General features: G+C 56.8%; 16 protein-coding genes. 11 read left to right on the top strand and 5 right to left on the bottom strand.

What is annotated here, in order from left to right:
* The first annotated feature begins 96 nt into the window (after positions 1-96).
* The 9 genes from B5F35_RS08975 to B5F35_RS09015 all read left to right on the top strand — a co-directional run bounded on the left by B5F35_RS08975 (position 97) and on the right by B5F35_RS09015 (position 10,739).
* Positions 97-471, top strand: a complete 375-nt coding sequence (locus tag B5F35_RS08975; RefSeq protein ID WP_087240160.1) for a GntR family transcriptional regulator — start codon at positions 97-99, stop codon at positions 469-471.
* A complete protein-coding gene (locus tag B5F35_RS08980) occupies positions 468-1,367 on the top strand; it encodes an ABC transporter ATP-binding protein (RefSeq protein WP_087240162.1) in 900 nt (299 codons plus the stop codon). Before B5F35_RS08975 ends, B5F35_RS08980 begins: the two co-directional genes overlap by 4 nt.
* Positions 1,342-3,210, top strand: a complete 1,869-nt coding sequence (locus B5F35_RS08985) for a hypothetical protein (RefSeq protein ID WP_087240164.1) — start codon at positions 1,342-1,344, stop codon at positions 3,208-3,210. The genes B5F35_RS08980 and B5F35_RS08985 overlap by 26 nt, the downstream gene beginning before the upstream one ends.
* Positions 3,211-3,336: 126 nt before the next feature.
* Complete coding sequence (locus tag B5F35_RS08990) at positions 3,337-3,897, top strand: glycerol-3-phosphate responsive antiterminator (RefSeq protein WP_087240166.1); 561 nt, start codon at positions 3,337-3,339, stop codon at positions 3,895-3,897.
* A 251-nt stretch (positions 3,898-4,148) separates the two neighbouring features.
* Complete coding sequence (locus B5F35_RS08995; RefSeq protein ID WP_087240168.1) at positions 4,149-5,588, top strand: NAD(P)/FAD-dependent oxidoreductase; 1,440 nt, start codon at positions 4,149-4,151, stop codon at positions 5,586-5,588.
* Complete coding sequence (locus B5F35_RS09000; protein WP_087240170.1) at positions 5,585-6,859, top strand: NAD(P)/FAD-dependent oxidoreductase; 1,275 nt, start codon at positions 5,585-5,587, stop codon at positions 6,857-6,859. The genes B5F35_RS08995 and B5F35_RS09000 overlap by 4 nt, the downstream gene beginning before the upstream one ends.
* Positions 6,856-7,209, top strand: coding sequence for a DUF1667 domain-containing protein (locus B5F35_RS09005; protein ID WP_087240172.1), 354 nt, complete (start codon positions 6,856-6,858; stop codon positions 7,207-7,209). The genes B5F35_RS09000 and B5F35_RS09005 overlap by 4 nt, the downstream gene beginning before the upstream one ends.
* 170 nt (positions 7,210-7,379) lie before the next feature.
* Complete coding sequence (locus B5F35_RS09010; RefSeq protein WP_242969454.1) at positions 7,380-8,780, top strand: MATE family efflux transporter; 1,401 nt, start codon at positions 7,380-7,382, stop codon at positions 8,778-8,780.
* A gap of 51 nt (positions 8,781-8,831) precedes the next feature.
* Positions 8,832-10,739: a PTS fructose transporter subunit IIABC gene (locus B5F35_RS09015; RefSeq protein ID WP_087240174.1), complete on the top strand. Its 1,908-nt coding sequence runs from the start codon at positions 8,832-8,834 to the stop codon at positions 10,737-10,739.
* A gap of 100 nt (positions 10,740-10,839) precedes the next feature.
* Here B5F35_RS09015 and B5F35_RS09020 read toward each other — a convergent pair whose 3' ends face one another.
* Genes B5F35_RS09020 through B5F35_RS09030 form a run of 3 tightly spaced genes read right to left on the bottom strand, consistent with a single transcriptional unit; the run spans position 10,840 to position 15,397 of the window.
* Positions 10,840-13,308, bottom strand: a complete 2,469-nt coding sequence (locus tag B5F35_RS09020; protein WP_087240176.1) for a transglutaminase TgpA family protein — start codon at positions 13,306-13,308, stop codon at positions 10,840-10,842.
* A 3-nt stretch (positions 13,309-13,311) separates the two neighbouring features.
* Complete coding sequence (locus B5F35_RS09025) at positions 13,312-14,439, bottom strand: DUF58 domain-containing protein (protein WP_162611389.1); 1,128 nt, start codon at positions 14,437-14,439, stop codon at positions 13,312-13,314.
* Positions 14,440-14,458: 19 nt separating this feature from the next.
* Positions 14,459-15,397: an AAA family ATPase gene (locus B5F35_RS09030; RefSeq protein ID WP_087240256.1), complete on the bottom strand. Its 939-nt coding sequence runs from the start codon at positions 15,395-15,397 to the stop codon at positions 14,459-14,461.
* Between the two features lie 207 nt (positions 15,398-15,604).
* Here B5F35_RS09030 and B5F35_RS09035 point away from each other — a divergent pair, with 207 nt between their 5' ends.
* Positions 15,605-16,975 carry an aldehyde dehydrogenase gene (locus tag B5F35_RS09035; RefSeq protein ID WP_087240180.1) on the top strand — a complete coding sequence of 457 codons (1,371 nt, stop codon included), beginning with the start codon at positions 15,605-15,607 and terminating at the stop codon, positions 16,973-16,975.
* Between the two features lie 14 nt (positions 16,976-16,989).
* Complete coding sequence (locus tag B5F35_RS09040) at positions 16,990-17,718, top strand: NAD-dependent protein deacylase (protein ID WP_087240182.1); 729 nt, start codon at positions 16,990-16,992, stop codon at positions 17,716-17,718.
* Positions 17,719-17,818: 100 nt separating this feature from the next.
* Here the strand turns inward: B5F35_RS09040 and B5F35_RS09045 are convergent, their stop codons facing one another.
* Together B5F35_RS09045 and B5F35_RS09050 are read right to left on the bottom strand one after the other, a co-directional pair.
* Complete coding sequence (locus B5F35_RS09045; protein ID WP_087240184.1) at positions 17,819-19,570, bottom strand: ABC transporter ATP-binding protein; 1,752 nt, start codon at positions 19,568-19,570, stop codon at positions 17,819-17,821.
* Positions 19,570-21,294 carry an ABC transporter ATP-binding protein gene (locus B5F35_RS09050; protein ID WP_087240185.1) on the bottom strand — a complete coding sequence of 575 codons (1,725 nt, stop codon included), beginning with the start codon at positions 21,292-21,294 and terminating at the stop codon, positions 19,570-19,572. The genes B5F35_RS09045 and B5F35_RS09050 overlap by 1 nt, the downstream gene beginning before the upstream one ends.
* Positions 21,295-21,358 lie beyond the last annotated feature (64 nt).

A 21,358-nucleotide genomic window follows, 5' to 3' on the forward strand; every position in this document is an offset into this window, starting at 1 on the left:
GCAAACGATCCTGTGGTATTCTCAAACTGTACTAATCGAAATAGAACAGTTGAGTACACATCATACAGTTGAACTCAGCGGAAAGGAGGCCGCGCCATGCTTCTTCTCGACCACAAAAGCAGGCTCCCCATCTACACACAGCTTTACCAGGAAATTCTGCGTCTTTCCGCGCTGGGAGCAATGGTTCCCGGGGAACAGCTCCCCTCTGTGCGGGCGCTGGCGCAGGAGCTGGGGGTCAACCCCAACACCGTACAGAAGGCATACCAGCTTCTCGAGCACGACGGCTATATCTGTTCCGTGCCGGGAAAAGGCTCGTTTCTCTGCGACATGGGCGACGAAGCCGCGAAAAAGAAACGGGAAGCGGAACAGGCGCTGGAACATGCCATCCGCAGCGCTCTGGAAAATGCGGTGAGTCCCGATGAAATCCGCGCTCTGGTGGAACGCATACTGACAGGAGGCGAAGCGACATGATTGAAGTAAAGCATTTGACAAAACGGTTTGGGGCGATTACAGCCCTGGACGACATCAGCTTTCAGGTGGACAGCGGATCCATTTTCGGGCTGGTGGGCAGCAACGGAGCGGGCAAATCCACTTTCCTGCGCACGGCGGCGGGCGTATACCGTCCGGACGCGGGATCGGTTCTCATCGACGGCGGCGAGCCGTTTGAAAATCTGTCTGTGAAAGGCAATGTCTGCTTCATCTCCGACTATCCGTATTTTCCCCGCGCCGCCACCCTGACCGATATGGAGGATTTATTCTCACACACCTATCCCCATTGGGACAAAGAGCGGTTTCACTATCTCTGCTCCTGCTTCCCGCTGGATACCAAGCAGCGGATTCTGAACATGTCCAAGGGTATGCAGCGTCAGGCGGCAATCCTTTGCGCGCTTGGCGCACGCCCGACGCACCTTCTTCTCGACGAAATCTTCGACGGGCTGGATCCGGTGATGCGCCAGCTGCTCAAGCGGATTCTCTCAGGCGAGGTATCCGATCGCGGAATGACGGTGGTGATCGCTTCGCACAATCTGCGCGAACTGGAGGATATCTGTGATCATGTGGGACTGTTCCACCGCGGCGGCGTGATCTTTGACCGTGAACTGGATTCGCTCAAACTCGGCATCAGCCGCGTGCAGGCCATGTTCCGCCCGATGCCCGACCGCAGCGCGTTCGACTCTTTCGACCTCGTGACGCTGCGCACGCAGGGCTCTCTCGTCGATTTTGTCGCGCGCGGAACGCAGGAGGATATTCTGGCGAAGCTCAGCGCCATGAATCCCGTATTTTCCGAGCTTCTCCCGCTGACGCTGGAGGAAGTATTTATCAGTGAAATGGAGGCTGCCGGATATGACATCGACAACATTCTTTCGTAAGCCGGGCGGATTTTTCCAATCATACCGCGCGGCTCTGCGCCAGATCCGCGGCATCGCCCTTCTTTACACCGCCATCCTCGCGGTGGTGCTTCCCCTTCTGATGACGCTCACCGTCACACAGGCCAGAAGCAATTTTTCGTATTACAGTTCGGAAATGCCGATGGAGTACTACCTTTCCTCTCAGGCTTCCAGCTTTCTGTACAGTATTCTGTCCCTGTTTGTTTTGCCGCTGCTGTGGCTGTTCGCTCTGATTTTCACCGTCTCTTTGTTCCGGTATCTGCATGACAAGCGCAGCGTGGATCTGTTCCATTCCCTGCCCATCCGCCGGGAAACGATGCTTCTCAGCCGTCTGACCGCGGAACTGACGGCGCTGGTGGTTCCGCTTCTTGCAATGCTCATTGTCTGCTTTGCCATTCTGCTCTGCTTCGGCATTCCCATGCAGGCTGTGCAGGATGGGATGCTGGATCCCGGTCTGCTGTGGCTGCGTGCGCTGTTCCTGATCGTCAACGTCTTTGCGCTGATCGGGCTGATGATTTTCTTCCTCATCTGCTGCGGCACGGTCTTTGACGCTACTGTCAGCACGATTGCTTTCTGCGGCGGTCTGCCCCTTCTGCTGGCTCTCAGCCTGTCTTATCTCGGCTCCGCCCTGCCCGGCTTTTGCGGGAGTGATCTTCCCCGGTTTGTCTATGAAGGGATGAACCCGCTGATCGGCGCTTTCAGTCTGGCAAACGAGCCTGTTGTCCCGTGGCTGCTGTGGTGGCTGGGATACGGCGCTGTCCTTTTGATCGCCGCCGTGCTGCTCTATCGCAGAAGAGCGAGCGAAGCCGCGGAAAACGCCTTCGCCTTCCCGCTGCCGCGTGTGCTGATCCGTTTTCTTGTCTCCGCCTGCTTCGGCATGTGCCTGGGACTTTTGATTCACGGCATCTACTCCTCCTTCCCCTTCCTGCTGGGGGCTTTGCTCGGAGCATTTCTCTCCCATCTGGCCATTGAAATGGTCTACCGGCGCGGCGTGAAAAACATCTGGAAAACCATGCCCTCTCTCGGTGTGGTGGCCGGACTGTTTGTGGTATTCTATCTGATCTGCGCCACCGGCTGCTTCGGCTACACCTCTCGTATTCCCGCCGTGGAGGATGTGAAATCTGTCACCTTCACCACCTCCTTCGGCCAGACTCACAGTGCCAGCTTCTTCACCGGAACTCCACAGAGCCGCAACTACTACGGCATGATGGAGCCCATTGTGACGCAGAAAGAAAATGTCGAACAGATCGTTGCGCTGCACCAGGATATCATTGATTCCTACCACGCGATGGGGCCTCTGTATCCCATGTCGGAAGGCAGCGTGTTTGAAGTTTCCTATGAGCTGAAGGATGGCAGCAAGCTTCGCCGCCGCTTTTACAGCGCCGCTTTCCCTGAGGGCTTTCTCCAGGAGCTCGACCGCATCAGCCTGCTGCCCGAAGTGATCGAAAATACCACAGACTGCTTCTTCCTGACGCAGGACAGCTTTGACACGGTCTCCTTCTGGAATTCCAAAGAAAACGATGAATACCAATCCTTCACGCCGAACGCGGAACAGCGTTCCGCTCTCATCGAAGCGCTGCAACAGGATTTTCTTTCGGGGATGCCGCAGAGCAGCCAGTACGATGAGCGCTGGTTTGAAATGACGCTCTCCTATCAGGGAGACTCCTCCCTTCCCGCGTTTGCGGCGGAGGACAGTCTTGCCGCTTCCCTTTTCCACTTTGATCCAAACGCATCTCTCTATCTGGACTCCGGAAGCTATCTGATCTCTTCGCAGCACTACCCGAACACGACGGCTCTTCTGGAAAAATACGGATGGATCGAGTAAAAATGACAGAAAACGCGGCGGGTGCAAGCCTCCCTTGCACCCGCTTTTCGGGTGTGCTACAATAAAAGCGACAGGTCCGGCGCGCCACCAAGCCGCCGTAAACGATGGAATCAGGGGGAACGGAAAATGGATTTCAAGGAGATTATGGCGGACTGCCCCGTGATCGCGGCGGTCAAGGATATGGACGAGCTGGAACAATGTTTGAAAGCGGATATCAAGGTGGTATTTATTCTGTTCGGCACGGTGTGCAGCATCCCGCGCATCGTGGAGCGTGTGAAGGAAACTGGCCGCTATGCCATGGTGCACTTGGATTTGATCACCGGCCTGAGCGCGAAGGAAGCCAGCGTCGATTTTATCCGGGAATACACAAAGGCAGATGGGATCATCAGCACGAAGCAGCCGATCATTGCCCGAGCCGCGGAGCTCGGCTTCTGCACCGTGCAGCGCTTCTTTGTGATCGATTCCATGGCGCTGTCGAACGTCACGCGCCGCCACGATTCCTGTCATCCCGATTTCATTGAAATTCTGCCCGGCGTGATGCCCAAAATCATCCGGCGGATTTGCCGGGAAACACAGACTCCCATTATCGCGGGCGGCCTGATCGCAGACAAAGAAGATATCATGGCGGCACTTGGCGCGGGAGCCTGCGCCATCTCCACCACCAACCCCAGCGTCTGGTTTATGTAACGGTTCGTACAAAAAATCAGGAATTTCTCCTGTTTTTCAGATCTACTTGCAATCATTGCTTTTGTGTGCTACAATACAGATAGAATCGTGTGGAAAGCAGCAGAAGATTCCGCACGGCTTTGAGACGAACTGAATCTGTTTTGCGAGAGAGAGTTGAGTCAAGCAAAAAGAAACCCGTAAAGGGTTTCTTTGGCTTGGCTTTTTTTGCGTCCTCACGCAGCTTTTCCGGTTCGGGAACAGGAGGAAAGAGAATGGTTGACGTAGTCATCGTCGGAGGCGGCGTATGCGGCTGTTCGCTGCTCTACGAGCTGAGCCGCTATAAGCTCAGCGCTGTGCTGGTGGAAAAGGAGAACGACGTTTCCGTCGGTACCACAAAAGCCAACAGTGCCATTGTACACGCGGGATATGACCCGCATCCGGGCACCACAATGGCTCGGTATAACGTGGAAGGCAATGCGCTTGTCAAGGAGCTTTGCGAAAAGCTGGACGTTCCCTATAAGCAAATCGGCAGCCTTGTGCTCGCCTTCGACGCCGATCAGGACGCTCTGGTCCGCGAGCTGTTTGACCGCGGCACACAAAACGGTGTGCCTGGCATGAAGGTGCTCTCCGCCGCGGAGGTGCGCGAGATGGAGCCGAATGTGAGTCCCGAGGTCACCAGTGCCCTTTACGCTCCCAGCGCCGGAATCGTCAGCCCCTGGGAGCTGGCCATCGCACTGGCGGAAACAGCTGTGAAAAACGGGGCACAGGTAGAGCTGAACAGTGAAGTCACATCCATCCAGCCAATCGACGGCGGCTTCCGCGTTACGGCCGGCGGCAAGGAGATTGACACCCGCTTCGTCGTCAACGCCGCCGGAATCTGGAGCGATAAAATCAACGACATGGCGGCCCCTCACACCTTCACCGTCTCCGCGAACAAGGGCGAATATTTCCTGCTCGACAAGAGCCAGGGAACGCTGGTCAACCACGTCATTTTCCAATGCCCCAGCAAAGTGGGCAAGGGTGTGCTTGTCTCCCCCACCGTACACGGCAACCTGATTGTCGGCCCGAACGCTGAGGACGCGGAAAAGGACGATCTTGGAACAACAGGCGATGGGTTGGCCTTTGTCCGCAAAATGGCGCTCCGGTCTGTCCCCGACATCAATTTCCGGGACTCCATCCGCAATTTCGCGGGTCTGCGCGCCAACACGGAGATCGATGACTTCCTTGTGGGCGAGACGGAGCAAAAAGGATTCTTCAATATCGCAGGCATCAAATCCCCTGGCCTGACCTCCGCCCCGGCCATCGCGCGCGATGTGGTGCGGATGCTCGGGAAAGCCGGTCTGACGCTGGATCCGAAAGAAACGTTTGTGGACGAGCGCCATGTGGTGCGCTTCAAACATCTTTCCCACGAGGAACGCGCCGCCGCCATCGCGAAAAATCCGCTGTACGGACAGATCGTCTGCCGCTGCGAGACCATTACCGAGGGCGAGATCGTCGACGCCCTGCACCGTCCGCTCCCCCCCTGTTCCATTGACGGCGTAAAGCGGCGCTGCGGTTCCGGCATGGGACGCTGCCAAGGCGGCTTCTGCGGCCCCAGAGTACAGCAGATCATTGCCCGTGAACTTGGCATCCCGCAGGAAGCGGTCATGATGGATCGCGCCGGAACGGCTGTTATCACCGGCGAGACAAAGATGGGAGGGCGTACAGAATGAACGAAACCCTGTATGATGTCATTGTGGTCGGCGGCGGCCCCGCCGGTCTTGCGGCCGCGCTGGAGGCTGCGAAGGAAGGCGCCGGTAAGGTGCTGATCCTGGAGCGCAACAACGAGCTGGGCGGTATTCTCAACCAGTGCATTCACAATGGCTTCGGCCTGCAATTTTTCAAGGAGGAGCTGACCGGCCCTGAATATGCCAGCCGCTTTATCGACAAGCTGGCGGACGCGGGTGTGGAAGTGATGCTCGGCGCGATGGTCCTCGATGTGTCTGCGGATAAAACCGTTCACGCGATGAGCCGTGAGCACGGCTATATGCAGCTTCGCGCGAAATCCGTCGTACTGAACATGGGCTGCCGGGAACGCACGCGCGGCGCGATCGCCATTCCGGGCGATCGTCCCGCTGGCGTCTTTACCGCTGGCGCGGCCCAGCTTTACATGAATATTGAGGGCTATATGGTCGGCAAGCGCGTGGTTATCCTCGGCTCCGGCGACATTGGCCTGATTATGGCCCGCCGCATGACGCTCGAGGGCGCCAAGGTGCTGGCCTGTGTGGAGCTTATGCCGTACTCCAACGGCCTGAACCGCAATATCGTCCAGTGCCTGAACGACTATGACATTCCGCTTTATCTCTCCCACACAATCGTTGACATCAAGGGCGACAAGCGGGTAGAGCAGGTAGTGGTGGCGAAGGTGGATGAAAAACGCAATCCGATCCCCGGCACGGAGATCACCTTTGACTGCGACACTGTTCTGCTCTCCGTCGGTCTGATTCCGGAAAACGAGCTGTCCCGCCAGGCTGGCGTGGAAATTGACCGGCGTACCAACGGTCCTGTTGTCTATGAAAACATGGAAACCTCGATCCCCGGTGTATTTGCCAGCGGCAACGTGGTGCACGTCCACGATCTGGTCGACTTCGTGACGCAGGAAAGCCAGCGGGCAGGACGGGCCGCCGCGCTTTACGCAAAAAACGGCGAACCGCAGGGGCCGTGCATCGCTGTGGAAAACGGCAGCGCTGTCACCTACACCGTGCCGCAGAAAATCCGTACGGAGAACGTGGATAAATTCGTGGAGATTTTCTTCCGCGTGAACTTTGTCTATACCAATATGGTGATCCAGATCTCGTCCGGCGGCGAGGTGCTGGCTCGTTTCAAGCGGGAACATATGGCTCCGGGCGAGATGGAAAAGGTCGCCTTCCCGAAGGCCTTGTTCCCGAAAATCCGGGATGGAAAAATCACGGTTTCCGTCGTGAAGGAGGAGGATGCAGAATGACCGAGCTGATTTGCATTGTCTGCCCGAAGGGCTGCCACCTGAAGGTGGATGAGGAAAACGGCTTCTCCGTAACGGGAAACAGCTGTCCGCACGGCGCGGAATACGGCCGCAAAGAATTGACCAACCCCACACGCGTTATCACCTCCACTGTCTGTGTGGAGGGCGGAACACTCCGCCGCGCCTCTGTTAAAACAAGCTCTGACATTCCGAAGGGAAAAATTTTCGAGGCGATGCGTTTGCTGGACAATGTAACCATCCCGGCTCCCGTCGCGATCGGGGATGTGGTGGTGAAGGACATTCTTGGACTGGGAGTTGATTTTATCGCAACCAAGAATGTTCCCAAGCTTTGAGAAAAAACAGCCAAACAGCCGGGGGATCCGATCCTCCGGCTATTTTTATCCGAGATTTTTTATCCATTTGCAAAAAATTTGTGGAAGATTTGACGAAAGAGTGAGAATGGAGTACAATGAAAAAAATAAGCGAATAAAGCGAAACTGCAAAAAGAAAAGGTGAATGGAACGTGATTCTCTCAAAACTGCTGCGAACACACGCCATGGTGCGCGGCCATGAGCTGGAAGGTCCAATTCCCACAGACGGTGCGCTCTTAAAGGAAACGCTTCGGATCGCCTGGCCCTCTATGTTGGAGTCCTTTCTGGTCGCTCTGGTAGGCTTCATTGATACCATCATGGTGAGCAGCCTTGGTACAGCGGCAATTGCGGCAGTCGGCCTGACAACGCAGCCCAAATTTATTTGTCTGGCCGTCTTTCTCTCGCTCAACGTCGCGGTTTCCGCACTTGTGGCACGGCGGCGCGGTGAGGACGATTCCGCCAAAGCTAATCGTGTGCTTGTGCAATCCATCCTGATTACGCTCGGCCTCACACTTGTGATCAGTACAGCCGCCGTGGTCTTTGCCGATCCTATCATGCGGCTGGCGGGAACCGCACCAGACACACATGAAGAAGCCACGGCCTATTTCCGTATTATCTCGGGCGGCATGGTGTTCAACACGCTGACCATGGTGATCAACGCCGCACAGCGCGGCGCGGGCAACACCCGCATAGCCATGAAAACAAACATTGTGGCAAACGCGGTCAACATCTGCTTCAACTATCTTCTGATCGGCGGAAATCTCGGCTTTCCCCGTCTCGGCGTACGCGGCGCGGCGATCGCAACCGTACTCGGCACCGTCGTGGCCTGCGGCATGAGCCTGCGCTCCGCCCTGCATCGCGACCATTTCATCAGCCTGCGCGGGAGAATCCGCATTTCCTTTGATCGGGAGACTCTGCGCGCCATTATGAACATCGGTTCCAGCACACTGGCCGAGCAGATGTTTCTGCGCATCGGTTTCCTTACCTACAGCATCATTGTGGCGAACCTCGGCACGACAGCCTTTGCGGCCCATCAGGTGGGCATGAATATCATGAGCATTTCCTTTTCCTTTGGAGACGGGCTTTCCGTGGCGTCTGTCGCGCTGGTCGGGCGCAGCCTTGGCGAAAAGCGGCGGGATCTCGCGCGTATTTACGGTGGGATCTGTCAAAAGGTGGGCGTCTTTTTCTCTGCTGTGCTCTCCATTATTTATCTGGTATTCAGCCGCCAAATCTTTCTCCTGTTTTCGGATGAAACCGATATTCTCTCCTATGGCGATATGATCATGCGGCTCATGGTTGTTGTGGTATTTCTGCAAATTTCTCAGGTGGTATTCACCGGCTGTCTGCGGGGTGCGGGTGATGCGAAATATACAGCTCTTGTCTCCCTGATCAGCGTTGCTTTTGTGCGCCCGTTCAGCGGCTGGCTTCTCTGCTACCCGCTGGGACTGGGACTGTTTGGCGCCTGGCTGGGACTTGCCACCGATCAGCTGGTACGTTTCCTGATGACTTATATCCGCTTCCGCAAAGGAAAGTGGGTCAATCTCAAAATTTAAACGATGGGTTCAACCGGATCCATGGGTACATAGGGAAAGGAGGGAAAAGGCTTGCAGCTTCTTGATCTGCTGCGGGAGGAATTTGTTCTGCTGAACCGCCGGCCCGCTTCCAAAAACGAAGCGCTGCTCCTGATGACACAGGCTCTGGAACGCGGAGGGGTACTGGAAGACTCCATGGAATTTTTGCGCTGTGTCTTGCAGCGGGAGCAAGAGGGCACGACAGGCGTGGGAGACGGCGTGGCGATCCCGCATGCGCGTTCTCCCGCGGTGCGCGTTCCCGCGCTGGCCGCTATGACTGTACCGGAGGGCGTGGAATTTGATGCTCTGGACGGACAGCCGGTGCGCCTGCTTTTTCTCATTGCCACACCGCCGGAGAAGGGTTCCGGAACACACCTTGAAGTTCTCAGCAGCTTAGCGGCCCTTTTGATGGAAAGCTCCTTTCGGGAAACACTGGAACGCGCCGGTTCACCGGAGGAATTCCGCTATATCGTTGAGCAGGCCGAGCATCGCAAAGCCTCCTCCTCCCTCTCTTCCGGCGAATTGCCGCGCGTGCTGGCTGTGACCGCCTGCCCAACAGGAATTGCTCACACGTATATGGCCGCGGAACAGTTGGAAAAAGCATCCGCACGCCATGGCATCTCCGTGAAGGTAGAGACAAACGGAGCGGCTGGGCGGCGCAACGTCCTGACCGATGAGGAAATCCGCGCCTGCGAGGGAATTATCGTGGCGGCGGACGCGGCTGTGGAGTTGGACCGCTTTCGGGGAAAACCAGTTCTGTTTGTACCAGTCAGCGAAGCGATCCGCCATCCGGACAAGCTTCTTTTTCAGGCGGTGTCCGGTGAAATTCCCAATTATGAGGGAGGCGTCTCCACCGGGCTGCACAGCATCTCACGCATTGCACACACCATTTACAGCCACCTGATGAACGGTGTCTCCCATATGCTCCCCTTTGTCATTGGAGGAGGCCTGTTGATTGCTTTGGCCTATCTGGTGGACTCCATTTTGGCCCCGGATGGGCCTGCACTCACCTTTGGCAGCAATTCCGCACTGGCCTACTTTCTGAAAGAAGAGGCCGGAGAAATAGCCTTTGGTTTCATGCTTCCCATTTTATCCGGCTACATTGCGAAGAGTATAGCCGATCGCCCCGGTCTTGTGGTGGGATTTGTAGCAGGCGCTCTGGCCGGAAGCGGAGGCGGCGGCTTCCTGGGAGCGCTTTTAGCCGGTTTCCTCGCCGGATATGTCATGCAGCTTGTGAAACGGATGCTCCGATTTCTCCCGGCGGGAATGGAAGGAGCCAAGCCTGTTCTGTTTTATCCGGTGATCGGCCTGCTTTCTGTCTGCGCTCTGACGGTGCTGGTCCTGGATCCTCCCATTTCCCACGTTAATGCCGCTCTCACCAACTGGCTTTCCTCTCTCGACGACATCGGCACGGTAGCTCTTGGGGTTTTGCTTGCGGCGATGATGAGTGTGGATATGGGCGGACCTGTCAACAAGGCGGCTTACGTTTTTGCGACTGCTTCCCTGGTGAACGCGGCGGGCAACCCGGTTTCCTCCCCGCTCATGGCCTCCGTTATGCTGGGCGGCATGGTACCGCCTCTTGCTATCGCGCTGGCAACCGTGCTGTTCCGTTCCCGCTTCACAACGCGCCAGCAGCAAACAGGCATGATGAATTTTATCATGGGGCTTTCCTTTATCACAGAAGGCGCCATTCCCTTTGCCGCTTCGGATCTGCGCGTCATTCCGGCATGCATGCTGGGCTCAGCGGTGGCAGGGGGAATTTCTGCTTACTTCCGCTGCTCGCTTCAGGCTCCCCATGGAGGAATTTTTGTGTTTGCTCTCGTGCCCAACTGGCCGATGTACTTTCTGGCTCTGGCTGCGGGTACTTTGATCTCGGCTCTGGCACTTGGGCTGATGCGGCATCCTAACCAAGGAAAGCAGGACGAAGAAAACGGCCGATAACACCACAGAATATGAAATAATAAAACCGGCGGCTTCCTGAGCTTTGTGTGCTCAGAAAGCCGCCGGTTTTTCTCTTGATCCAAAGGCTCTGGAAGCAGAATCATCCTTTCCAGAGGAAAAGCAGGACGCGTTTCCAAAGCGGAAGCTTTTGGGCCGCCTTCCCATAAACCTGAGTCAGAAGGCTGCGGGCCTCCCTGCGCTCCTCCTCTGTCACACCATTGCGGCTGAACTTCGCCTTTTCCGCCAACTCACGCAGCCTCGGCTCCATCTCCGAGCCAAAACGCACAGCGCCGAGCGCATGGCGGTACATCAGCGCAACGGAACGGTTCGCAGGCAGACGGAGATACCGCTTTTCCCGAAGCGAGCGGCGAAGGAGGAAAAGCAAAACCAGCAGGGCGCAAAACAAAATCACGCCCAGTACACAGAGCAGAACCTGCCAAACAGGAGAAGCGCCCTCCTCTTCTTGCTCCGCATAAGACATCAAAGACGAGGAATTTTCCTGCACAGGATGCGAACTCACCGGCTGGGAAGCGGAAGAAGCTTCTTCCGGTGCGGAGGAAAGCTCTTCCGGTTCAGAGGATACCGGCTCGCTTTCCGTTTCATTGGAAACCATGGGAACCGTGCCGCCGCCTGGGGTCGCTTCCACAGGAACCCAGCCGAAGCCGGGGCAATAGGCTTCCGCCCACGCATGGGAGCGGCTGTCCTTAACTTCCACCCAACCCTCTGGCCCGGCTTCCTCCAGCTCATCCCAGGAAAGGGCAAAACCCTCCACATAGCGGGCCGGAATTCCCATGGAACGCAGCAGCATCACCGCGGTACTTGCAAAATGGACACAATATCCCTCATGGCTTTCCGTCACAAAATATTCGATGAAATCCTCACCCTGCGGCGTTTGCGGCGCGTCGAGAGAATAAGTCGCCGATGTGGAAACCATCAGCTCCACCTGGGAGATCACATTGTCAAACGGAAGGCCCTCCGACTGTGCGCCCGGATAGAAGGAATCCAGCAAGGTTTCCTTGAGATCCTCCGGCACATCCAGGTAATGATCATAGACAAAGGTGGAGTATTCCGTTTCCTCCTCCATCCAGGTATGCAGCGGTTCAGGCAAAGCAGCCAGAAGATCGTCCGGCACCGGCGTGCAGTACAGCTTCCGCATCTCCTCGCGGGCATATTCCGAGCCGTCCAGATAGTACAGGCCCTCAGGGAAAGGAAGCTCCTGACTGCTTGGATCATTCGTCTGGACACATTGCAGATAGGCTTCCGCCGCCAGCTCCCGATCTCCATACAGAAACGAACTCTGCACATCCAGGCAGTCCATGCTGTACTCCAGAGGAGCCGTCAGCCAATCCCCCCGTAAAAATGAGTCATGAACATAGTCCGCTTCCGGAAATTCCTCGGGCGTGGTGGCAAGAGCATATGGGGCATAAAGGATTTCCCGGCTTGCCCCCACATTGCGCACGCTTACCCGAATGCTGGAAAACAAATCCTTCCCCAGAAAACCGGAAAGATTTAACGGGGAAGTCCCGGCAAGGCTCTCCTCCAAAAGCGCATACTCGTCTTGCGGAAGCTGGCTCCAGCTGCTTCCGTTGTAAACGCTGCCGGTAAATCCACGCAGGCGCAGGTCGGTTCCCCGGCTGCTCTGCACCTCCAAAACGGTTTTTCCGGAAAAGCCATCGGTCTGGTTTTCCAAATTTGCCTGATCCCGGCTGCCGGAAAACAGAAGGGAATTGGTGACCTGCTCAACCAGCCTCTGTCCTGTTGTCTCTAAAGAAACACGCAAATCATCCACCTGTTCCGGACGCTGGTATTCTTCCGCCGGAATGGCAAAAAGGAGCAGGGACACCACCCCGGCCATGAGAGTCAGCATAAGAAAGGAAGCTGCCGGCAAGCGCTGTATTCCCGAGGAAAAGTTTTGTTTCCCCACACAGCAGCGCGCCCGGGAAGGCAAAAATGCCAGCCCCGCCCAAAACACCAGGAGCATTGCCATCGCACACAGATTCGGCGTAATGGTAAACATCAGCGCGGCAAGCAGGAACGGGAATGTAAACACAAAAGCACACACAAAGCTTCTGCGGCGGAACACCGCCCAGGAGAGAGCCCCCGCCACTGGAACCATACAGGCTCCCACAAACATCGTGCAGCATCTCTGCCGCTCCAAATCCGTCATTTCCTCCACCAGAAAAGTGGGGAATTCAAACGGAGAGTTTTCTGTATATGCCTTTGTGATACAGTTGACGGTACAGAGAAAGCCCTGTACAATTTCGCCCTGAAACCTCCACAAAAAAAGGCAGAGCGCGGCCGAGAGCAGGAACAGGAGGATATCCGCAAAACGCCAGCGGTACCCGGCTGTCAAAAGCAGGCTGAGACAGGCTGCAAGCGCTAAAAGCAGCGGCAGATGCGCCGGAAGGGCAAAGCTGCTGACAAAGGCCCATGCCGTACCGGCCAAACCAAGAAACAGCAGCAAGCATCCAATCAGCAGGCTTCCCCAGCCATGCCCGCCCCCCTGCCGAACCTCCGGCGCCTGCATAAAGAGGGCAGAATATGTTTCATGTCTTTTCTTCCATTTCATAGGCTATAGTTCCACTTCCGCCAGACAGTCATCCAAACGATCCGGCCTGACGGGAATCACAACGTCATGCGAAATTTCCTGTTCCTGCTTTGTTCCGCAGAGAAGGACGGTAACACGTTCCGCATTTCCCGCTTCCAACAAACCCGTCAGCCGCTCCGGCGAACACTTCGGCGTAATATAAATCAAATGCGCGCATTTTTTCCAGTGCTCCTCCCGGAACAGCTCAAGGACCGGAAAAGCCGGAGGCACGCTTCGTGACAACAGGACCTCCAAAATTTCGGAAGCCTCCTCTTCCCCGTCAAAGCCCTGTGAGCCAAGCTCCGCATCCTCCGGCCAGAATACCTGTGCCGGGATCCCATGTTCCACCAAAAGAAAGGCCAGACGGGAAAAGGTCTCCATAATACAATCATTTTCCAGCAGCTGAGACCCACACTCCACCAGAAAGCGGATGGATCGCTCCGCGGAGCTTCCTCCCTCCCGCACGATCCATTCTCCCTGCTTGGCAGACAGCTTCCAATGAATCCGGCTCAGCGGATCACCGGGCTGGTAGGAACGAACGTCAAAGGGATCCGAGGGATCGTTCCCCGGCGCCGTGGGCAAAGACAGCTCCGCAAAATCCGGGAGAAGACAGTTTTCGGTGACAGCGGCAGGAGCGGGAGTGCGGGACGGAAGAACAAACACCGCCGCGGATTCCTTCACACGGACAGGAAGGGAAAACAGCCGCAGAAAGTCAAGCCCTCTTGCCCGGCGGACAGTACAGGACAGCTTTCCGCAGCACGCGGACCGGCAGGGCTGCTCCATCACAGCTTCGCCCGCAAAAAAGGGGAATGACAGCAGCTCCCGCTCCGTTTCCCCGCCAAGTGCGTTGGAAATCTCAATGGTTACACGCAGACAGGGAATCGGAAACAGCCGGCTGCTTTTCGCCCGGATCATAAATGAAAATGGCTCTTTCTTCTCCACCGCCGCCTTGGATGCCTGCGCACGCACTCCGGCAAAACGGAATGACAGCAGAAGCCAGACAAACGACAGCACCGGAAGAATCAGCAGAAAAAGGAATACAAGATAAGACAGATATCCCCGAAAGAAAATAAAAAACAAACCGCCCGCCGCAAGGACGGCCAGATATGCCAAACGCCTGCCCCACATAGCTTTACTTGTGGAGCGCGGGCTGCGGCACCGCGCGCAGAATCTCCGCCAGCACATCGAAAGCCGTCTTTCCGCTGATGCGCGCTTTGGCGCTGAGCTTGACGCGGTGCGACATCACATCGAGGAACACCGCGGCTGCATCCTGCGGCACGACATAATCTCTCCCCTCCAGATACGCACCCGCGCGGCTCATGGCGGCCAATGCCAGCGTTGCGCGGGGGCTGGCTCCCAGGCGCAGTTCCTCGCTCTCTCTGGTCGCGTTCGCAAGCCGGACCAGATACCGGCTCATTTCCTGGGAAAGATAGATCTGATCGGTTTCCGCGCGCATCCGCAGAAGCTCCTCGCTTTGGATTACCGTCTCAGCGGCCGGTTCCGGCTCGGAACCGGGTTGGCGGCTCATCAGAATCCGCTCCTCATCCTCCGGGCTGGGATATCCCATGCTCAGCCGCACCATAAAGCGATCCAGCTGGGACTCCGGCAGCGGCTGCGTACCCGCCGATCCCTCCGGGTTCTGCGTGGCAATCACGATAAACGGAGGGGGAATGCGGCGCGTCACGCCGTCCACGGTCAGCTGCCCTTCCTCCATTACCTCCAGCAGCGCGCTTTGGGTTTTCGGGCTGGCACGGTTGATCTCGTCTCCCAGGAACAGATTGCACACCGCCGCACCGGGACGGTATTGCAGCTTACCCGTTGCCGGATCCGGCACGGAGTAGCCCGTGATATCCGACGGCGTAACATCCGGCGTGAATTGGAGCCTGCGAAACCGAAGTGCCATTGCCCTCGCAAACGCGAGCGCCAGCGTTGTTTTGCCGACGCCGGGAATATCCTCCAGCAAAATGTGGCCTCCGGCCAGGATGGTCATATAAACCTTTCGGACGATGTCATCCTTTCCGATCACCGTCTTTTTGACTTCTTTGAGAATTCTCTGTGATATTTCCTGCATAAAAACGTCCTCCAAAAAACAGCTGCCAAGCAGCTGGGTCAACCTGTCACTGAGGGTATTATAGCAAATTCCTCCCTCCCTCTCAACCAATTCTGTCAACTTTCCCAATGCTTCACAGAAAATTTTCTTGCAAAGCGCCCGGTGCTCGCCTACAATAAAGACAGATGGCGCAAAACAACGCGCGCCGGAACAGGAGGAAGAATTGATATGGAACATTGCGAAGAAGCCCTCAGCCGCCAGCGGCGCTTTTTTGAATCCGGGGTGACGCTTTCCGCCGGTTTCCGGCTCGCCGCCCTGAAACGTCTTGCCGACGCGATGAAAGAATATGAAACCCGACTGCTCACCGCCCTGCGGGAGGATCTCGGAAAATCCTCCTTTGAAGCATATGCCACGGAGCTTGGCGTGGTTTATGAGGAAATCCGGGAACTGCGCGCCCACCTAAAAAACTGGATGCGGCCAAAGCCGGTACGCGGCCCGCTGACACAGTTTCCCTGCGTGTGCTCCGTCCGGCCGGAGCCGCTTGGCGTGGTGCTGATCCTCTCCCCCTGGAACTACCCCGTACAGCTCACTCTGGCTCCGCTTGCCGCGGCTCTCGCCGCAGGAAACTGCGCCGTGGTAAAGCCCTCCCGCTATGCCGCCAAAACAGCCGTCGTTCTGGAGGACATGCTGCGAAGCGCTTTCCCCTCCGGCCTTGTCACGGTTTTCCAGGGCGGAGCGGCCGTTAACCAGGAATTGCTTGCCCTGAAATTTGATCATATCTTTTTTACCGGAAGTCCCGCTGTCGGACGTGTGGTGATGGAAGCTGCTGCCAAGCATCTCACACCCGTAACGCTGGAGCTGGGCGGAAAAAGCCCCTGCATCGTGGACGAAACGGCGGATATCGCGCTGGCCGCACGGCGGATCGCCTGGGGAAAGCTGCTGAACGCAGGCCAAACCTGCGTGGCTCCCGACTACGTACTGATCCACGAAACCATGCTGCACAGCTTCGCACGTGAATTTGCCGGGGCGGTGCGCCGCATGTACGGCGAGGAACCGATACAGAATCCCGAATACGGAAAAATTATCAACGAAAAACATATGGAACGCCTCAAGCTTCTTTTGCAGCGCGGTACGCCCATTACCGGCGGCACCTTCTCCGACCGCAGCCGCAAAATTGCCCCTACTCTTTTAACAGGCGTATCCTGGGACAGCCCTGTGATGCAGGAAGAAATTTTCGGACCCATCCTGCCCCTGATTCCCTATCGCAGTTTTTCGCAGGCATTGGCCGAAATTCGCAAGCGTCCGAAGCCGCTGGCTCTGTATCTCTTTACGCATGATCCCGATCACGAACGCCGCGCGCTGCGCGAAGTCAGTTTCGGCGGCGGCTGTGTCAACGATGTGGTCGTTCACCTGACCAACCCGCACATGCCGTTCGGCGGCGTTGGGGAAAGCGGAATGGGCGCGTACCACGGCAAGGCGGGATTCCTCACCTTCTCCCACCAAAAAAGCATCCTGAAAAAATCCACCGCCGTCGACTTGCCCGTCCGTTACCCGCCCTACGCCGGAAAGCTGCCGATCGTACGGCTTCTCATGCGATAAAGGAGGCCTTTCAGATGAATGATATCGAACAGCTGCAAGCATGGATCGATGAAAGCTGCCGGATTGTCTTTTTCGGCGGCGCAGGCGTCTCCACGGAAAGCGGAATCCCGGATTTCCGGAGCACAGACGGCCTTTACAACCAAAAATACAAATATCCGCCTGAAACCATGCTGAGCCACACCATGTACGAGCGGCACACGGAGGAATTTTACGAGTTTTACCGGGACAAGCTTCTGTACCCAAACGCACAGCCAAACGCGGCGCATAAAAAGCTCGCGGAACTGGAACAGGCCGGGCGGCTCTCCGCTGTGGTGACGCAGAATATCGATGGGCTTCATCAGGCCGCCGGCAGCCGTACCGTCTATGAGCTGCATGGCTCTGTGCTGCGCAACTATTGTTTGAAATGCCACAAGCAGTATGACCTCGACTTCATGCTGCACAGCGAGGGAGTGCCACACTGCACCTGCGGCGGCGTGATCAAGCCGGATGTGGTTCTGTATGAAGAGAGTCTGGACGAGGCCACGATTCAACATTCGGTACAGGCCATCGCGTCCGCCGATATGCTGATCATCGCGGGAACCTCTCTGGCGGTTTACCCGGCAAGCGGGTTAATCCGTTACTTTGAGGGAAACCGCCTCGCCGTAATCAACCGCAGTCCCACCCCGATGGATGAACAGGCCGGCCTGCTCATCAACGGAAGCGTCGGCCAGGTACTGAGCCAAATCAAGGTCCACCCGGTTTGACCAAACGGAAAACAGGAAGCCCCTTTCCCGCAAACGGCATGAACCGCATGCGGGAAAGGGGCTTTTCCATTTTCCTATCAGGGGTGGGGTCGACACCAGATTAATGTGCAAACTGGCTGTTGTAGAGCTCCGCGTAAAAGCCGCCCTTTTGCAGCAGGCTTTCATGGTTGCCCTGTTCGATGATGCTTCCATCGCGCATCACGAGAATCACATCGGCCTCGCGGATGGTGGAAAGGCGGTGCGCCACAATGAAGCTGGTGCGGCCCTCCATCAAGCGGGCAAAGGCCTCCTGCACCTTCAGCTCCGTGCGGGTGTCGATCGAGGAGGTTGCTTCGTCGAGAATGAGCATCGGCGGGCGGCAGAGCATCACACGCGCAATGCAGAGGAGCTGCTTTTGTCCCTGAGACAGGCTTCCGCCGTCCTCGGTGATCTCCGTGTCATAGCCCTTCGGCAGGCGGCGGATGAAACCATGCGCATGGCTGGCCTTGGCAGCGGCGATCATTTCCTCCTCCGTTGCGTCCGGGCGTCCCATCATAATATTTTCCCGGATGGTGCCGGTTTTGAGCCAGGTCTCCTGCAACACCATGCCGTAGCCGCTGCGCAGGCTCCGGCGCGTCACTTCACGGATGTCCTCCCCTTCCACGCAAATGGAACCGCTTCGGACATCGTAAAAGCGCATCAGCAAATTGATGATCGTGGTTTTGCCGCAGCCTGTCGGGCCGACGATCGCCACACGCTGGCCGGGCTTGACGGTCAGGTTAAAATCCCGGATCAGAGGACGCTTGGGATCGTAGGAGAATTCCACATCATGCAGGGACACATTTCCCTGTACAGCCTTGAGCTCCACGGCGTTTTCCGCGTCCGGGATCTGGGGCTCTTCCTCGATCAATTCAAAGATACGCCCCGCGCACGCAAGTGCGTTTTGCAGCTCCGTGACAACACCGGAAATCTCATTGAATGGCTTGGTATACTGGTTTGCATAGCTGAGCAGACAGGTCAAATCACCCACGGTAATCGCCCCGCCGATCGCGATAAGCGCACCGGTCAGGCCGACCGCCGCATACACCACACTGTTGACAAAGCGGGTGGCGGGATTGGTGATGGAGGAAAAGAACGTCGCGCGAAGCGAACACTTTTCCAGCTTTTCATTGATCTCATCAAACTGCTCCAGCGCCTCATCCTCATGGGAAAAGGCCTGCACCACCTTCTGATTGCCGATCATCTCATCGATCAGCGCCGTCTGGCGGCCGCGCGTTTCCGACTGAAGCTTGAACATCGCATACGTCCGCCGGGCAATAAAGCTGGCGACAAAGAGTGAAATCGGCGTAAGCAGCACCACCAGAAGGGTGATTCCCGCATGAATGGACAGCATGAAGCCCAATGTGCCGAGAATGGTGAGCACACCGGTGAACAGCTGCGTAAAGCCCAAAAGCAGACCGTCGGCAAACTGATCCACATCTGCAATCACGCGGCTGACAATCTCGCCGTGCGAATGGGCATCCAGATATTTGAGCGGAAGAATCTGGATTTTGCGGAAGGCTTCCGAACGCACATCCCGCACCACCTGAAAGGTGATCTTGTTGTTGATGGTGTTCATCAGCCATTGCAGCAGCGAAGTAATTGCCACCAAAACTCCGATTTTCAAAAGGATCGCCGCAATCGCGGCGAAATCCACCTGTCCCGCACCGAGAATCCGATCGATCGCGTCACCGACCAGCACAGGAACATACAGCGTGAGCGCCACCGTAACAGCAGCAAACAGGATGGAAAGAACAATGAGGACACGGTATTTTTTGAGACGGTGCAGCACCTTGCGCAAGGCTTCCCGCTGCACATACGGATTTTTCTCCATCACGCATCCTCCTTCCGGAACTGGGAATTGTAGATCTCGCGGTACACACCGCAGCTTTCCAGAAGCTCCTCATGCGTGCCGATGCCAACCGGGCATCCGTCATCCAGCACGATGATCCGATCCGCATACTGGATGGAGGAAGCCCGCTGGGAGACCAGGAACACGGTGGGCGAGTACGGCAGTTCGCGGATGGCTTTGCGCAGCGCCGCGTCCGTGGCAAAATCGAGCGCCGAGGAACTGTCATCCAGAATCAGGATACGCGGACGGCGCACCAGCGCGCGAGCAATGGTCAAACGCTGACGCTGACCGCCGGACAGATTCCGTCCCGCCTGCTCGATGACAAAATCAAGACCGCCCTCCTTGCTTTCCACAACCTCCTGCGCCTGTGCGGACGCAAGAGCGTCCCAGATTTCATCGTCTGTCGCGTCGGGATTGCCCCATTTCATATTGTCCCGCACGGTCCCCTGGAACAGGACCGCTTTCTGCGGTACAACGCCGATCATGCCGCGCAGCTCATCCAGCGGATAATCCCGCACATCGGCGCCCTGGACCAGGACGGCCCCCTGTGTCGCGTCGTAAAAACGCGGGATCAAACCGACCAGAGACGATTTGCCGGAGCCGGTACCGCCGATCACACCGATCGTCTCCCCTGCCGCCGCAGTAAAACTCAGACCGGAGAGAGAATCCTCGCCCGCATTTTTGTATTGCAGGGCAACGTCCCGAAATTCCACCAGCGGCGCGTCCTTTTTCGTCTCAGGAGAGGCGGAAGACTGTTCCTGACTCGAAGTGATATCAAACACTGCGGCAATCCGGTTTCCGCAGGCCACCGCCTTGGTGATGTTGATAATCAGATTTGCCATCTTGATCAGCTCAACCAGGATCTGCGACATGTAATTGTAAAGAGCCACCACCATACCCTGTGTCAGGATCCCGGACTCCACCCGGAGCGCACCCGTCCAGATCAGGGCGATGACGGCAAAATTGATGATGAGATAGGTCACCGGATTCATCAGGGCCGAGATACGGCCCACAAACTTCTGCACGCCGGTCAAATCCTCGTTGCGCGTTTCAAACTCCGCAATCTCCTCGTTTTCCTTGCAGAAAGCCCGCAGGACACGGACACCGGTGAGATTTTCGCGCGTAATGCCGAGCAGGCGATCCAACCGGGACTGCACCTTCCGGTACAGCGGGATCGAGACAAGCATAATGCCGAACACCACAATGCACAGCAGCGGAATGGTAGCGACAAACACCAGCGCCGCCTGCCAGTCGATGGTGAAGGCCATGATCATCGCACCGAACACAACAAAAGGCGAACGCAGCAGCAGGCGCAGCGTCAGGTTGGTGCCGTTCTGCACCTGGTTGACGTCGCTCGTCATGCGGGTGATCATAGTGGACGCGCCAAGCGTGTCCAGCTCTGTATAGGACAGGCTCTGAATATGGCGGAAGAGGGCGTGCCGGATCTTTTTGACAAATCCGACCGCCGCCTTTGCCGCGAAATACTGGGCAGTGATGGAGCACACAAGGCCAATCACACCAAGCGCAACGAGAACCAGGCACATACGGATGATATAGCCTGTATCCCCTGTTTTGATACCCACATCAATCATGGACGCAACAACGAGCGGCACAAACAGCTCAAAGGACGCCTCCAAAAGTTTAAACAGCGGACCTAGAATGGTTTCCTTTTTATAATCCTTCAAATAGACAAATAAGCGATTCACGATATCCCCCCGTCAATCGGGCGGCGCGTGTCATTCAACCAAACCAGCTGGAATGCCGCCCGAT

The sequence above is a fragment of the Anaeromassilibacillus sp. An200 genome (genome assembly GCF_002160025.1).
GTDB lineage: Bacteria > Bacillota > Clostridia > Oscillospirales > Acutalibacteraceae > Caccousia > Caccousia stercoris.

Excerpts from the sequence above, each read along its gene's own strand:
- B5F35_RS08975 (WP_087240160.1), top strand. The coding sequence starts at position 97 with ATGCTTCTTCTCGACCACAAAAGCAGGCTCCCCATCTACACACAGCTT.
- B5F35_RS08980 (WP_087240162.1), top strand. The coding sequence starts at position 468 with ATGATTGAAGTAAAGCATTTGACAAAACGGTTTGGGGCGATTACAGCC.
- B5F35_RS08985 (WP_087240164.1), top strand. The coding sequence starts at position 1,342 with ATGACATCGACAACATTCTTTCGTAAGCCGGGCGGATTTTTCCAATCA.
- B5F35_RS08990 (WP_087240166.1), top strand. The coding sequence starts at position 3,337 with ATGGATTTCAAGGAGATTATGGCGGACTGCCCCGTGATCGCGGCGGTC.
- B5F35_RS08995 (WP_087240168.1), top strand. The coding sequence starts at position 4,149 with ATGGTTGACGTAGTCATCGTCGGAGGCGGCGTATGCGGCTGTTCGCTG.
- B5F35_RS09000 (WP_087240170.1), top strand. The coding sequence starts at position 5,585 with ATGAACGAAACCCTGTATGATGTCATTGTGGTCGGCGGCGGCCCCGCC.
- B5F35_RS09005 (WP_087240172.1), top strand. The coding sequence starts at position 6,856 with ATGACCGAGCTGATTTGCATTGTCTGCCCGAAGGGCTGCCACCTGAAG.
- B5F35_RS09020 (WP_087240176.1), bottom strand. The coding sequence starts at position 13,308 with ATGAAATGGAAGAAAAGACATGAAACATATTCTGCCCTCTTTATGCAG.
- B5F35_RS09030 (WP_087240256.1), bottom strand. The coding sequence starts at position 15,397 with ATGCAGGAAATATCACAGAGAATTCTCAAAGAAGTCAAAAAGACGGTG.
- B5F35_RS09035 (WP_087240180.1), top strand. The coding sequence starts at position 15,605 with ATGGAACATTGCGAAGAAGCCCTCAGCCGCCAGCGGCGCTTTTTTGAA.
- B5F35_RS09040 (WP_087240182.1), top strand. The coding sequence starts at position 16,990 with ATGAATGATATCGAACAGCTGCAAGCATGGATCGATGAAAGCTGCCGG.
- B5F35_RS09045 (WP_087240184.1), bottom strand. The coding sequence starts at position 19,570 with ATGGAGAAAAATCCGTATGTGCAGCGGGAAGCCTTGCGCAAGGTGCTG.